11 protein-coding genes and 1 pseudogene are annotated in these 14,698 nt (G+C 70.0%); 4 read left to right on the top strand and 8 right to left on the bottom strand.

Annotated features, from left to right (window positions below; translation table 11 throughout):
• Positions 1-39: 39 nt before the first annotated feature.
• The 6 genes from ACWD3C_RS05870 to ACWD3C_RS05845 form a co-directional block, all read right to left on the bottom strand.
• Complete coding sequence (locus ACWD3C_RS05870; RefSeq protein ID WP_451140496.1) at positions 40-2,385, bottom strand: putative bifunctional diguanylate cyclase/phosphodiesterase; 2,346 nt, start codon at positions 2,383-2,385, stop codon at positions 40-42.
• Positions 2,386-2,647: 262 nt separating this feature from the next.
• Positions 2,648-4,840 (bottom strand): NAD-dependent DNA ligase LigA, encoded by a 2,193-nt coding sequence (gene ligA, locus ACWD3C_RS05865; RefSeq protein WP_451140494.1) that lies wholly within the window; start codon positions 4,838-4,840, stop codon positions 2,648-2,650.
• 15 nt (positions 4,841-4,855) lie between these two features.
• On the bottom strand, positions 4,856-5,860 hold the full coding sequence (locus ACWD3C_RS05860) for a methionine synthase (protein ID WP_451140492.1): 1,005 nt from the start codon (positions 5,858-5,860) through the stop codon (positions 4,856-4,858).
• Positions 5,861-6,298: 438 nt separating this feature from the next.
• Positions 6,299-6,988 carry an SDR family oxidoreductase gene (locus ACWD3C_RS05855; RefSeq protein ID WP_451140490.1) on the bottom strand — a complete coding sequence of 230 codons (690 nt, stop codon included), beginning with the start codon at positions 6,986-6,988 and terminating at the stop codon, positions 6,299-6,301.
• 110 nt (positions 6,989-7,098) lie between these two features.
• Positions 7,099-7,638, bottom strand: a complete 540-nt coding sequence (locus ACWD3C_RS05850; RefSeq protein ID WP_451140488.1) for an LOG family protein — start codon at positions 7,636-7,638, stop codon at positions 7,099-7,101.
• 33 nt (positions 7,639-7,671) lie between these two features.
• Positions 7,672-8,460 carry a class I SAM-dependent methyltransferase gene (locus tag ACWD3C_RS05845; protein WP_451140486.1) on the bottom strand — a complete coding sequence of 263 codons (789 nt, stop codon included), beginning with the start codon at positions 8,458-8,460 and terminating at the stop codon, positions 7,672-7,674.
• 101 nt (positions 8,461-8,561) lie between these two features.
• Between ACWD3C_RS05845 and ACWD3C_RS05840 the strand changes: the two genes are divergently transcribed.
• From ACWD3C_RS05840 to ACWD3C_RS05825, 4 genes and pseudogenes are all read left to right on the top strand, one after another.
• Entirely contained in the window at positions 8,562-8,885 is a 324-nt protein-coding gene (locus ACWD3C_RS05840; RefSeq protein WP_451140484.1) for a DUF427 domain-containing protein, read from the top strand.
• 37 nt (positions 8,886-8,922) lie between these two features.
• Positions 8,923-9,702, top strand: coding sequence for an alpha/beta fold hydrolase (locus tag ACWD3C_RS05835; RefSeq protein WP_451140482.1), 780 nt, complete (start codon positions 8,923-8,925; stop codon positions 9,700-9,702).
• 560 nt (positions 9,703-10,262) lie between these two features.
• Positions 10,263-12,671 (top strand): UvrD-helicase domain-containing protein, encoded by a 2,409-nt coding sequence (locus tag ACWD3C_RS05830; protein ID WP_451140480.1) that lies wholly within the window; start codon positions 10,263-10,265, stop codon positions 12,669-12,671.
• Between the two features lie 126 nt (positions 12,672-12,797).
• A pseudogene (locus ACWD3C_RS05825) lies at positions 12,798-13,187 on the top strand (hypothetical protein); the annotation flags it as partial.
• A 70-nt stretch (positions 13,188-13,257) separates the two neighbouring features.
• Here the strand turns inward: ACWD3C_RS05825 and ACWD3C_RS05820 are convergent.
• Positions 13,258-13,629 carry a 6-pyruvoyl trahydropterin synthase family protein gene (locus tag ACWD3C_RS05820; RefSeq protein WP_451140478.1) on the bottom strand — a complete coding sequence of 124 codons (372 nt, stop codon included), beginning with the start codon at positions 13,627-13,629 and terminating at the stop codon, positions 13,258-13,260.
• A gap of 55 nt (positions 13,630-13,684) precedes the next feature.
• Positions 13,685-14,692, bottom strand: coding sequence for a hypothetical protein (locus tag ACWD3C_RS05815; protein WP_451140476.1), 1,008 nt, complete (start codon positions 14,690-14,692; stop codon positions 13,685-13,687).
• Between the last annotated feature and the right edge of the window lie 6 nt (positions 14,693-14,698).

Here is a 14,698-nt window from a genome sequence, read left to right as displayed (position 1 = left end):
GATGGGACGGGTAGGGGCGGCGGGGGCGAAAACAACCCCCTACTCATCCCCCGCAGCCGCAGGCAGCGCCGCCGCAGGCCGCTGCCACCCCCGAGACCCCCGCGCCCGCAACCACGCGGTCGTCTCATCCGGTGGCATCGCCGCAGCCACCAGCCACCCCTGCACCGCATCGCACCCGAGATCCCGAAGCCGCTCCCAGGTCTCGTCGTCCTCGACGCCCTCCGCGACCACCAGCAACCCGAGCGAATGCGCGAGATCCACCGTGCAGCGCACGATCTCCGCATCCTCGGTGTCCACGGCAAGCCGCGCCACGAACGACCGGTCGATCTTCAGCTCACTCACCGGCAGCCGCCGCAGGTGCACCAGCGACGAATACCCCGTCCCGAAGTCGTCCAGCGACATCTTCACCCCGTGCCCGGTCAGCCCGGCCAGGGTGTCCGCGGCCCGCTGCGGATCCTCCAGCAGCACATGCTCGGTTATCTCCAGCTGGAGCGCCCCCGCCGGCACCCCGTGCCGCGCCAGCCGCGCCGCGACCGCCCCCGCGAACCCCGGCGTGTGCACATCCCGGGGCGACACATTCACCGCGACCGGCACATGCAGCCCCTGCGCCCGCCAGCGGGCGACCTGCCCGAGCGCCGTCTCCAGCACGTACTCCGTGAGATGCGGCATCAGCCCGGACGACTCGGCGATCGCTATGAACTCGTCCGGCGGCACCTTCCCGCGCTCGGGATGCACCCACCGTACGAGCGCCTCCAGCCCGGCCACCTGCCCGTCGAAGCGGACCTTCGGCTGGTAGTGCAGCTGCACCTCGTGCGCGTCGAGCGAGCGCCGCAGATCGCCCAGCAGCCCGAGCCGGTCCGGCGTGTTCGAGTCCCGCTTGGACTCGTAGACCTCGACCCCCGTACGGTCCCGCTTGGCCTGGTACATCGCCACGTCCGCCCGCCGCAGCAGCCCCTCCGCGTCGCGCGCGTGGTCGGGGAAGACGGCGAGCCCGGCGCTGGCCTCCAGGACGAGGGTGAGCCCGTCGAGGTCGAGCGGGGAGCCGAGCGCGGCGACCAGGTTGCGGGCGACGCGCGAGGCGGACGTCGTGGAGTCGGCCACGGGCAGTAAGACGGCGAACTCGTCCCCGCCGAGCCGCGCGGCCTCCGCTCCGCGCGGCAGTGCCAGCCGCAGCCGGTCCGCTATCTGCAGCAGCAGCCGGTCGCCCGCCAGATGCCCCAGGGTGTCGTTCACCGAACGGAACCGGTCCAGGTCGATCAGCATGAGCGCCGAACGGGCACCGATGCGCTCGGCGTCGTCCAGCGCCGTCCAGGTCCGTTCGAGCAGCCACTGCCGGTTGGGCAGCCCGGTGAGCGGGTCGCGCAACTGCTCCTCCGCGCGGGCGCGGGCTATCCACAGCGTGGAGTCGAGGGCGATGAGAGGGACGGCGAACAGCGGCAGCAGGAGGGGCTGGGCGACGGCCACGACGCAGACGAGCGGCGTGATACCGAGGAGCGCGACCGCTACCAGCCCGTGTCTGACCAGGGCCGTACGGGCGACGGTGGGCAGACCGCCGCGCGGCGCGTGGAGGTACCACAGCAGGCCGCGGCTGGCCGCGAGGTACGCGACGGCGACGAGCACCACCTCGGGTGCCGTGTAGAGGTTCCAGGTCTCGGGGCTCCAGGGCGACTCGACGGACGGGACGCGCCCGAACGCGGCGAGCACCAGGGCGCCCGCGCCGATGCCGAGTATGTCGACCGCGCCGTGCAGGACGCCCTGCCGCCAGCGGCCCCGGCGCGCGATGCCGACCAGGACGACGACGGTGAGGCTGACCATTCCGGCGGGCACCCAGCCGTACAGCAGCAGGACGGCGAGGGTGAGGGCGGCTCCGGAGCCGGTGCCGCCCCACCAGCGGGCGCGGCCCATGGCGACCAGGTGGCCGACGATGACGCCGGCCAGCACGGCCAGCGACCAGCCGGCCGTGCCGGACGGGAAGAGCGCGTGCTGCCCGCTGAACGCCCGGTAGAAGCCGGCGCCCAGCACCGCTCCGGCGAGGGCGACGATCGCGGCGGGCAGCGCGGGCCAGGAGAAGTGCCGCTCGGTGTCGTGCCCCGGCAGCCCGGGGTCGCGATCGGCGGCGGAGAGGGGGACGGAGCTGCGCACCACGGCTGAACCGCGTCCGGCGGCATCCCGTACGACGGTGCCGTACGCGTCCGTGCCCCCGTGCCCGGGCAGCCGCCCGGCTTCCGTTCGGCGGCCCGCTCCGGGGTCCCGGCCCCTGCCCCACTCGCGGCCGCGGTCGAGCCGGGAAGCGCCCGTGAACAGGGAGCGCCCCCATCGCCATGCCCCGGACACCCGGCGCTGACGCAGCCGTGAGTCCGGAGCGGCGCTCTCGGTCGGTTCCATTCCCGTCCCTCTCACAGCCGGCGGTGCCCACGCCACGCGGCCCGTTGCTCCCGACAAACCGTCAACGGCACCGCGTCTGAAAACCGTTCCCCGGGCCCTCGGTGAGCCGGGAAATGCCCCAACCGCAGCTGGGCACGGCAGGCGCACATCTCAACAGTAGGCCGCAGAAGGCTTCCACGGGCAGCGGTCGTCGACGGTTGCCCGAATGCGACCCGGCCACCCGTATGCATCTGGTATGCGCCAAACGGGTGGCCTTCAACCGCTACTCCTCGGTCGGAAGTGCGACTTCCGCGGCCGCTTCCGGCCCTTGTTCGAGCAGGACGGCGAAGCCCTCCTCGTTCAGGACAGGCACTTTGAGCTGCATCGCCTTGTCGTACTTCGATCCCGGATTCTCACCCACCACGACGAAGGAGGTCTTCTTCGAAACCGAGCCGGTCACCTTCGCTCCCCGGCTCTGCAGCGCCTCCTTCGCGCCGTCCCGTGTGTGGTGTTCGAGTGTGCCGGTGACGACGACCGTGAGCCCTTCGAGCGGACGCGGCCCCTGGTCCTCGCCCGCACCTTCCTCCTCCATACGGACTCCGGCGGTCCTCCACTTGCGGAGGATCTCCTGGTGCCAGTCGACCGTGAACCACTCCTTGAGGGAGGCCGCGATGATCGGACCGACACCGTCCGTCGCGGCGAGTTCCTCCTCCGAGGCCTGCTCGATCCGCTCGATCGAGCGGAACTCGCGGGCCAGCGCCTCGGCGGCGACCGGGCCGACATGACGGATCGACAGACCGGTCAGGATGCGGGCGAGCGGCCGCCGTCTGGCCGCCGCGATGTTCTCCAGCATCGCGACCGCGTTCTTCTTCGGCTCGCCCTGCTGATTGGCGAAAACCGTGGCGACCTTCTCCTCGCCCGTCTTCGGGTCGCGCTTGGGCAGGCCGCTGTCCTGGTCGAGGACGTACGCCTTGATGGGCAGCAGCTGTTCGATGGTGAGGTCGAACAGGTCGCCCTCGTCCACGAGCGGTGGCTCGGCGGGCTCCAGCGGCTTGGTGAGCGCGGCGGCGGCGACGTATCCGAAGTGCTCGATGTCCAGGCACTTGCGTCCGGCGAGGTAGAAGAGGCGCTCGCGCAACTGGGCCGGGCAGGTGCGGCTGTTGGGGCAGCGCAGGTCGACGTCGCCCTCCTTGGCCGGTGCGAGGGCCGTACCGCACTCGGGGCACTCGGCCGGCATCACGAACTCGTGCTCGCTGCCGTCGCGCAGGTCGGCGACCGGGCCGAGGATCTCCGGGATGACGTCACCGGCCTTGCGCAGCACCACCGTGTCACCGATGAGGACGCCCTTGGCCTTGACCACGTCCTGGTTGTGCAGGGTGGCGAACTCGACCTCGGAGCCCGCGACCGTGATCGGCTCGACCTGCGCGTACGGCGTGACCCGGCCCGTACGCCCCACGCCCACGCGGATGTTGACGAGTTTGGTGTTGACCTCCTCGGGCGCGTACTTCCAGGCGATCGCCCAGCGAGGGGCGCGGGACGTGGAGCCCAGCCGTCCCTGGAGCGGGATTTCGTCCAGCTTGACGACGACGCCGTCGATCTCGTGCTCCACGGAGTGGCGGTTCTCCCCGTAGTACCCGATGAACTCCCGTACGCCGTCGAGGTCGTCGACGACCTTGCTGTGCCGCGTCGTGGGCAGGCCCCACTCGTGCAGCAGGTCGTACGCCTGGGAGAGGCGGCTCATGCCGTCGAAGCCCTCCAGGGCGCCGATGCCGTGGACGACCATGTGCAGCGGCAGCGTCGCCGTGACCCTGGGGTCCTTCTGGCGCAGTGAGCCCGAGGCGGAGTTGCGCGGGTTGGCGTACGGCTTCTCGCCGGCCTCCACGCGGCGTGCGTTGAGGTCCTGGAAGGCCTCCATCGGGAAGTAGACCTCGCCGCGGATCTCGACGAGCCGCGGAACGCGATCGCCCTTCAGCCGCTCGGGAATCTCCCCGATCGTGCGGACATTGGGCGTGATGTCCTCGCCGGTGCGGCCGTCGCCGCGCGTGGCCGCGCGCGTGAGCCTGCCGTCCTCGTAGGTCAGGTTCACCGCGAGGCCGTCGACCTTGAGTTCGCAGAGGAAGTGGAAGTCGCTCGTGCCCACGTCCTTGGCGACGCGGTCCGCCCACGCCGCCAACTCCTCTTCGTCGAACGCGTTGTCGAGCGAGAGCATGCGCTGGCGGTGCTCGACCTCGGCGAGATCGGTCTCGTACGCCCCCGCGACCTTCTGGGTCGGCGAGTCGGGCGTACGCAGCTCCGGGTGCTCGTCCTCCAATGCCTCCAGGGAGCGCAGGAGCTTGTCGAACTCCGCGTCGCTGATGACGGGAGCATCCTTCACGTAGTACCGGAAGCGGTGCTCCTCGATCTGCTCAGCGAGCTTCGCGTGCTTCTCCCGTGCCTCGCCGGGCACCGTCGTCTCCGCTTGCTTTTCGCCGGCCACCGTGTTGTCCTCCCGTTACTCTGGGTTGTCCGCGAGGGATCTCGCCGCCCGGACACAGTGGGCGAGCGCCGCTCGCGCGTACGCCGGGGAAGCCCCCGCGAGCCCGCACGACGGAGTGACCGTGACCGCCTCCGTGAGAAGCCCCGGATTCAGCCCCAGCCTGCGCCACAGCGTCCTGACACCCATGACGCTACCGGCAGGGTCTGACAATGGGCCGTCCGTGCCCGGCACGACACCGGCGAAGAGCGTCGTGCCCCCTTCCACGGCTTCCCCGATCGCGTCGTCGTCACGCTCGGTGAGCAGCGAGAAGTCGAAGGAGATTCCGGCGGCACCGGTGCGGCGCAGCAGGGCGAACGGGACGTCGGGGGCGCACGAGTGGACCACGACGGGGCCGTCGGAACCCTGTACACCCATGACGTCCCGCAGGGTGGCCTCGACGACCTGCCGGTCCACGGCCCGGTGGGTCCGGTAGCCGCTCGCGGTCTTCACCTGCCCGCGCAGTACGTCGACGAGGGACGGCTCGTCGAGCTGGAGGACGATGCGGGCGCCGGGCACCCGTCGTCGTACGTCGTCGAGGTGTTCCCGCAGCCCTTCGGCGAGCGAGCCGGCGAGGTCCCGGCAGGCGCCGGGGTCGGACAGCGCGGCCTCCCCGTTCTTCAGCTCCAGGGCGGCGGCGAGGGTCCAGGGCCCCACCGCCTGCACCTTGAGCGGTCCCTCGTAACCCTGCGTGAACTCCTCCAGCGCGTCCAGGTCCTCCACGAGCCACGACCTCGCCCGCCTGGTGTCCCGCCCCGGCCGGTCCCCGATCCGCCAGCCGCTCGGCTCCACGCGCGCGTACAGCTCGACGAGCATCCCCGCGGTCCGCCCGATCATGTCCGCGCCGGGGCCGCGGGCGGGCAGCTCCGCGAGGAACGGGAAGTCCTCGAAGGAGCCGGTGACTGTCCTGGCAGCCTCCCTGGCGTCGCCGCCGGGCAGGGAGCCGATGCCGGTGGCCGGGCCGAAGCGAATGTTGTCGTTCACGGGTGAAGCCTACGTATGCCTCGGGCTGCGGGGCGCCGGTGCGGGCACCGGCCCCAGGGGCTCCGCCCCTTCGACCCCGCCAGGGGGCTCCGCTCCCTGGACCCCCGGACCTATGCCCACCCACCACCCGACTCGGTAGGCCAAAAAGCGGGCCTCGCACCCCTCCCTCAGCCCGTCCGGCGCTTGAGGACGAGGCCGCCAGGCCGATAAACCCCCCCCCCCCCCCCCCCCGGCCCCCCCCCCCCGAGGCCGCCAGGCCGATAAACCACCCACCCACCCGCACGGCCCCACCCACCCCGGACACCCCACCGTCCCACCCACCCCACCCGCCCGGACACCCCCACCCGGGGGCCTGGGGGCGCAGCCCTCAGCGAGGGTCCGGGGCAGCGCCCCGGGAATGGGACGGGTAGGGGCGGCGGGGGGCGAGAAAAGTCGCCGTCAGTTCCCCGGCCGCACCGTCAGGTCATTGATCTCCGCGTCTCTCGGCAGGTCCAGGGCCATGAGGATGGTCGTCGCGATCGACTCGGGGTCGATCCACCGCGACGGGTCGTACTGCTTGCCCTCCTGCTGATGGACCTTGGCCTGCATGGGACTGGCGGTGCGGCCGGGGTAGACGGTGGTGACGCGGACGCCGTTGGGGTGCTCCTCGTGGCGGAGGGAGTCGGCGAGGGCCTTGAGACCGTGCTTGGAGGCGGCGTACGCGGACCAGGAGGCATGGGCGTTCAGGCCGGCGCCGGAGTTCACGAAGACCACGTGGCCGCGGGCGGCGCGGAGTTGGGGCAGGAAGTGGCGGGTCAGCTCGGCGGGAGCGATGAGGTTGACGTTGAGCTGGTGACGCCAGGACTTCGGGGTCAGTTCACCGACCGCGCCGAGATCGACCACGCCCGCGATGTGGAGGAGGGAGTCCACGCGGTCCGGGAGCGACTGGTGCGAGAAGGCCCAGCTGAGCTTGTCCGGGTCCGCCAGATCGCCGACCAGGGTCTTCGCTCCGGGGAACTCGGCCGCCAGCTCCTTCGCGCGGCCCGCGTCGCGGACGTGCAGCACGAGGTCGTCCCCGCGCGCGTGGAGGCGGCGGGCGACGGCGGCGCCGATACCGGAACCCGCCCCGGTGATCACATGTGTAGCCATGTGCCCATGCTCGCACCCGTCTCCTCACACCCATCGGGGGACGCCCGCGCGGACCCGTCTCACCAGCTGCCCAGCGGCCACCCCCAGGCCGTACGAACTGCCCAGGTGCCTCACCTCGTCCCGAACGCCTCCTCCAGGTACGCCAGCGCCCCCACCGGCTCCTCGGCGAAGAAGACGAGGTCCGACAGCGGGCGCGGCAGGAAGCCCTCGTCCTCCATGCGCCGGAACTGCTCCTTGAGGCCGTCGTAGAAACCGGCCGTGTTCAGCAGCACCACCGGCTTGTCGGTGTGGCCGTGCTTCTTCAGCTCCAGGATCTCGGTCGCCTCGTCGAGAGTGCCCGTCCCACCGACCATGATCACAACGGCGTCGGCCTTCTCCAGGAGCAGCTTCTTGCGCTCGGCGAGATCGCGCGCGGTCACCATCTCGTCGGTGCCGGGCCGCGCCTTGGCCGACAGGAACGCGACCGAGACGCCCAGCAGTCGGCCGCCCGCCTCCTGTACCCCGTCGGCGACCACCTTCATGAGCCCGACGTCCGAGCCGCCCCACACCAGGGTGTGTCCGCCCTTGCCGAGGAGCTTGGCGAACTCCCGCGCGGGGCGCGTGTAACGGTCGTCGAGGTCGGCGGCGGAGAGGAAGACACAGATATTCATGACTCCACGCTACGGTCCGCCACCGACAACGCCTCAGGCTTTTACCGAGGTCACACTCACGCGCAGCTTCGACTGCCCGTGCGGGAGTTGCTCCCAGTCGTCCATGAAGCGGGCCGACAAGTCGTGTTTCCGGGCGAGTTGGGCCAGGGTCTGTGTGCGGTAGTAGAAATCCTCGTGCAGCACCTGGTGTTCCTTGCCCTCGGTGCGGTCGAACGTGAAGTCGAAGAACCCGTCCGGCGCCAGGATCCGCCCGACGTGGGCGAAGCACTCCTCGATGACGTGCAGCGGCGAGTGCGAGAACACGCTGTGCGCGTGGACGACGTCGAAGTGCCCGTCGGGCAGGAAGGCGAAGGTGAGGTCGTCGGCGAGTGCCAGGTAGGGCAGTTTGGATTGCAGACCCTCGCGTACGAGGGTGTCCTGGGCCGCGAGCAGGATGTCCGGCGAGATGTCGATCCCGTAGTAGTGGCCGCTGTCCAGGTGGTCGATGAACAGCCGCCCGGCACGCAGGTTCCCGCAGCCGATCTCCAGCATCCGGTGGTGCGGCTGGAGTCCGTGCCGTACGAGGTAGTCGAACTGCATACGGCCGATCCGCGCCCACCGCTCGACCGACGGGTTGTGGCCGACCGCGGCCTCGGGACTGCGGGCCGCGTCGGAGGCCATCACGGCCCGGTAGTACGCGATGTGGTCCCGGTACCGCAGCCGCAGCCAGGCATCGCGGGCGGCCCGCCGGACGTGGGCGGGGACGCGCTCCGGGTGACGCAGGGCGTAGCGGACCTGGTGGACGAGGCTCCGCCGGTTTCTGAGCAGGGCTCCGGCTCCCATGAGGACCTCCTCGGCTCGGCCCCGCGCGACGTCGGGGGGAAGAATTCGCGAACAGCGTGCGCTGAAGTGTCAGAAGAGTGCTACCCCAAGGAGGCAGGACCGTGACCGAAGGACACCGCATCACCATCGAAAAGGTCAGCGAACATGTCCGTGCCGTCCACGGCGACCAGGTCCTGGCGGAGAGCGACCGGTCGCTCGTCCTGCGGGAGACCGGCTTCCCCGCGCGGTACTACATCCCGGCCGAGGACGTACGGCTGGACCTGCTGACACCGTCCGAGACGCACACGTACTGTCCCTTCAAGGGGACGGCGTCCTACTGGTCCCTCCCGGACGCCGCGGACCTCGTCTGGGCGTACCCCGACCCGAAGCCGGACGTGGCGGAGATCAAGGATCACCTCTGCTTCTACGAAGTCGAAGTGTCGTGAGCGATTGGCTCCCTGCCGTGCGGCAGTCTCCACAGGCATGGACAAGAACGTGATTTCGCGCGACGGCACGTCCATCGCGTACGAGAGCACCGGTGAGGGCCCGGCGGTCGTGCTCGTCAGCGGCGCGATGTCGACGGGGGCCACGGTGGCGCCGCTGGCCGTGCCCCTGTCGGACCGGTTCCGCGTCGTGTACTACGACCGGCGGGGGCGCGGCGAGAGCGGTGACACGGCGCCGTACGCGGTGGCCCGTGAGGTCGAGGACCTCGCGGCGCTGATCGAGGCGGTGGGCGACGAGGCGGCGCTGTGCGGTATCTCGTCGGGCGGCTCGCTGGTCCTGGAGGCGGTGGCGAGCGGACTGCCGGTGCGTCGGGCCGCCGTGTACGAGGTGCCGTTCGCCGTCTACGAGGGCGGCGAGAAGGATCTCGCCGAGTACACCGAGCGGCTCACCGAGGCCCTTGCACAGGGGCGCCGCGGGGACGCGGTCGAGCACTTCCTCCGGCTCACCGGCATGGCCGAGGAGGTGATCCAGGGCGCCCGCCAGTCGCCCATGTGGGCCGGCATGGAGGCCATCGCACCGAGCCTGGCGTACGACAACGCCGTGCTGGGCGACGGCCCGGTGCCCCGCGACCGGCTGGCGTCGATCACCGTGCCCGTCCTGGCCCTCGCGGGCGGCGACAGCCCCGCGTGGATGCGGCAGGCGGCACACGCGATCGCGGAGGCCGCACCCGAGGGCACGTACCAGAGCCTGGAAGGCCAGACCCACATGGTGGACCCGGTCGCCCTCGCCCCGGTGCTGGCGGAGTTCTTCGGGGCATGACCGATCTCGGGCACGCGCGTGTGCCACGGGGGCACACACGCGTGCCCATCTTGAAGCGTCACGCGTAAGCGTGACGGGATCGAGGAGCGCACGCGTGGATCGCCTCCCGAAGGCGCGGCGCACCCCACTGAAGACGGGCACGGAGACTGAAAGGGCCCCAAAAGCTCCTGAAATCTACTGGCAGCCTCAGCAGACAACTGTGGCGCACTGTCCACCACGCGGCGAATGTACTCAGCCCTCCGCTCTCTCTCCTCCTGGCGCCGTTGATCAGCTCGTGTGAGCCGATACTCGGCCAGTGGCGTGCCATGGCTTTCGTAATCGTCCGTCACGATGCCGACACCACGAGCCCTGCCAGACCGCTGTGGCGGAGGAGGCATGCGGTCGCCCAATCCAGTGAGGGCCCCAGGCCACTGAAATGTTCGCCACCATCCGAGGGGAGAAAACGTGGATGCCCGGCAGGAGATGCCTACCGAACGTAAGAACCAATTGACGTACGGTCACACCAACGGGCACCCTGCGGACTGCGGTACATAAAGCCGCGATTCCCGGAGAGGACTCCTGTGGCCATTGAGCCGACCCGAGAGCAGAAGGCTGCCCGTGAGTTGTTCGTCTCAGGCCAGGACCTGGCCCTGGTCGCCGGCGCTGGAACGGGCAAGACGTCCACGCTGATTCTCATGGGTGCGAGCACCCGCAAGCGCGGACTGTACGTGGCGTTCAACCGGGCCATCGCCGACGACGCCCGCAGACGTTTCGGGCCGAACGTGGAATGCCGCACCGCACACTCCCTCGCCTTCAGGGCTGTGGGGCATCTCTACCGCGAGCGCCTGAACGCCTCGGCACGTATCCCTGCCCGGCACACCGCGCAGATGCTGGGCATCGACCGTGACCTGGTCGTCAACTCCCGTCGGATCAAGGTCAGTCACCAGGCCCGCCTGGTGATGGGCATGGTCCGCAAGTTCTGCTACACCACCGACCGGCAGGTCATGGCCCGTCACATGGAGTGGCTCAACGGTCTCGACGACCAGGCTCAGGAGTACGTCGCCCGCGTCCTGCTGCCGCACGCGCACCGGGCCTGGGCGGACATCTGCTCCCCCAACGGCAAACTGCGGTTCGAACACGACCACTACATGAAGCTGTGGGCCATGACCGAGCCGGTGCTCCCGGCCGACTTCATCCTGCTCGACGAAGCCCAGGACACCAACCCCGTACTCGAAGAGATCTTCCTCGCCCAGCAGGCACAGCGGATATGCGTCGGCGACCCGGCCCAGCAGATCTACGGCTGGCGCAACGCGCGCGACGTCATGACCGGCTTCCCGGCCGAGCACCTCCACCTCACCCAGTCCTTCCGCTTCGGCCCGGCCATCGCCAAGGTGGCCAACCGCTGGCTCAAGCACGCCGACTCCGAAATGCAGCTGACCGGCCACGGTCCCGGTACCTCCCGCGTCAGCACGGTGACGCACCCGGACGCGGTGCTGTGCCGCGGCAACGCCGACGCCATGCAGGAAGTCCTGGCGTACATGGAGTTGGGCATCCCGGTGGCGCTGACCGGCGGAGGCAGCGCGCTGCACCGCATCGCCACGGCGGCCATGGAGCTGAAGGCGGGCAAGCGCACCAGCCACCCCGAGCTGTTCCTGTTCAGCTCCTGGGGCGAGGTGCAGGAATACGCCGAACACGACAAGGCCGCCCAGGACCTCAAGGCCATCGTCAAGCTGGTCGACACCTACGGCCCGGACCAGATCATCGCCGCCGTGGACCGCCTCTCCTCCGAGGACGACGCGAAGGTCACCGTGTCCACCGCGCACAAGGCCAAGGGCCGCGAATGGGCCACCGTACGGATCAGCAAGGGGTTCCAGGCCCCGTCCGTCGATGACGACGGACTGCAACGCTCGCTGATCCCGAGCGAGGCCCGCCTGATCTACGTCGCCGTCACCCGTGCTCGCCACCAACTGGACACCGAGGGCATCGCCTGGATCGACGAGTACGAGACCTCGATGGCCGACGCAGGCCGCGACGGAACCGTCGCCGGGCGGCCGATGATCGAGCTGAGCCTGACCGGGCAGCTGAAGTACGACTCCTCACCTGTCTCGCAGTTCATGGCGCACCGTCTCCCCCACCACCAGAACCTGGTGCGCGACTACCAGATCCGTATCTCTCGCCTCCCGGCCCCCGTCCAGCCCATCGACGTACAGCACCCGAACTGGTCAGCCCTCGGCCATGCCATCGACTACCGGCTACGCCTGTCGCTCGGCGGGCGACTCGGGCCCGCCGTCACCGCCGGCGTCCTGGCCCTCGACGACGTCCAGCCCCTGCGCGGTGTACCAGGGCCGGAGAGCCGCAAGGCCCTTCACGCGGCAGGCCAGCAGCTCCTGGCCACCGTCGACGCCTGCCTCGCTGCCCCCGGAAGCCTGGACGAGCACGCACTCACCCGGCTGTGCTTCGTCGCCGGGTTCTTCGAAGACATCGCCCGCACCGGCCAGATCCGCCGCTTCAGCATGCTCGCCCACGCCACCCCCGCCACTGGCTTGGACGACCTCACCGCCGCAGTCCCCGAATACGTACTCGATGACATCCACCAGCAGATGGAACTCGCCGAAGCCCCCTTCGCCCCGTTCCGTGCCCTCCCGGGCCGGCACCGGATCTGCGGACCAGTGTTCACCGGCAGCACCGACATCGGCGGTGCCGACGCCGACTACATCCTCGGTGGCCTCCTACTGGATTGCAAAGCCACCAAAGACCCCCGCCGCCTGGGCCGCGAGGAGATCTACCAACTCGCCGGATACCTGCTCCTCGACTACGACGACGCCTTCGGCATCGACCACGTCGGCCTGTACCTGTCTCGCCAGGGCGGCCTGATCACGTGGAAGGCGGACGAGTTCATCCAGCGGCTCGGTGCCAACGCTCCGCTCCCGCAACTGCGCCACCAAACCCGCCGGCACCTGCGTGACGCCGGCAGGCGTCACAAGCCGTGACATGCCGCCAGGGGTGAGGCCGGTGACAGCAGAGGTGCCGCATGCAGTGACGGAAACGGGAGTCCCGCTCGTCAGGCCGATGCGACAGCCGGGACCACGCACGGAGATCCGTCCGAACCATCCGACCGGTGGGCCCCGATGAAGGCGGTCGCGGCGACGCTGGGCATCGGCGCGGCGGAGACGGTGCGGACCTGGGTCCGCAGAGCCGAGGTGGACGCAGGTCAGCGTCCCGGCACCTCGTCGGAGGAGGCCGCGGAGACCAAGCGGCTGAAGGCCGAGAACGCCGAACTGCGGCGGGCCGATGAGATCTTGAAGGCGGCGGGCCTGGAGCGTGCCCGGCGGGGCCGGAAGATCCGCACCACCATCCGCGACGATGGGCATGAACGGGCGTCTGACCTGCTGCGACGCGACTTCACCGCGTCCCGGCCGAACGAGAGGCGGGTGGCGGACTTCACCTATGTCGCCACCTGGTCGGGGATCGTCTACGTCGCGTTCGTCGTGGACCTCTTCTCCCGTTTCCCCGGCACAGCTGACCGGTTCCAAACCAGGTGTGTGAAAAGGCTGAAGTGGGCTGCCATTCTTCGTTTCACCGCTCTGGCCGGTATTCCGCCCAGGCCTTGGGCGTCTCGGACACCCTGACCGCTGTCAGCTCAGGGAATCGCTCGATCCAGAGGTCGAAGATCCACGCGGCCAGATTCTCCGCCGACGGTGAGATACCGCCCCCCATCGCCTCATTCGGGTGACGGTGGTCAAGGGTGTCGTCCATCCATTTCTTGAAGGTATCGAGCTCACGGTAGTCGCGAACGAACCCCGCCTCGGTGAGGTCCTCACGACGGGCGGACAGCTCCAAGACGACGACGTAGTTGTGACCGTGCATGCGGGCGCAGGGGTGCCGGCTCGGCAGCCGGTCGAGGACATGGCTGGCCGAGAAGTGGAACTCCTTGGTGATCGTCAGCATGACGGCTCCAGTCTGCCACCTGCTGTCAGGCCCTCTTGATGGCCGTCCGCCCTGATCACTGGTCGATCCCTTCGCCCTCGCGGATGGCGATGTTGAGGGGGACCCGTGTGAGGAAGCGGTCGCGCAGCGAGTCGTCGGTGACCAGGTCCGCCTTGCGGGCAACCGCGCGCCGAGCGCGTGCCAGGAGTGCGTGCGCATTTTCCGGTACGCCCCCGGCGGCCTGCACCACGGCGGAGTGGTAGAGGACCTCCTCCGTACGCAGGGCGGGCATGTCCCCGACCTCGTCCAGGATGCGAACGGCCTGACGGGTCTGATCCTGGGCGGCAACTCTGTTGCCTTGGCGGAGCAGGATTCGGCTACGCAGGGAGTGCGCGGCGATCTGGCTGCGGATCATGCCACTGCGCTGGGTCTCGACGCAGGTGGCGACCGCCAGGCGGTCGGCTTGGTCAAGGAGTTCCCCAGGTCCGTCAGCCGCGACCAGCAGGATCTCGGCGTACATGTTGCGGACGATGGGAACGAGGTTCGCCAGCCAGGTCCGCTCCGTCTCCGCCCATGCGTCGGCGATCAGCTCCAGGGCCTGCTCACGCCGTGTCGGCTGCTGGACGAGAAGGTGGGCGAGCAACGCCTGGTTGTAGGCGTGCCAGCCGCTGTCGCCTCCGCGGCCGGCCTCGGAGTCGAGCGCTTCGCGCAGGACGTCCTCGGCTTCCCTGCAGGAACCGAGGCCCGTGTGCACCTGTGCCAGGTAGTTGAGCGCTATGGGCAGCTCGGCCTTCAGCGGTTCGTCGCGCAGCCGCTGGACGCAGCGGATCAGCCTGGTCAGCGCCTCGCTGAGGTGCCCGCTGTCGAAGAGGGTGATGCCGAGCTGCATCTCCCCCAGGTTGCGGGTGTGCTGGAGAACCGGGTCACCGGTGCCGCCGAGGCCCGGATCGGAGGCGTACATACGCTCCGATTCCCGCAGCTGTGCCAGACCGTCGGCCAGCCGCCGCTTGGACACCTGCCGTCCGTATTCAACGCGGGCCACGAAGAGCGGGACGGGATCGCCGTGCTGCTCGGCCAGCTCCACGGCCGC

This window comes from Streptomyces sp. NPDC002845 (assembly GCF_053591955.1).
The sequence above is the reverse complement of the archived record's forward strand: the minus strand, read 5'-3'. Positions and strand labels throughout refer to the sequence as shown.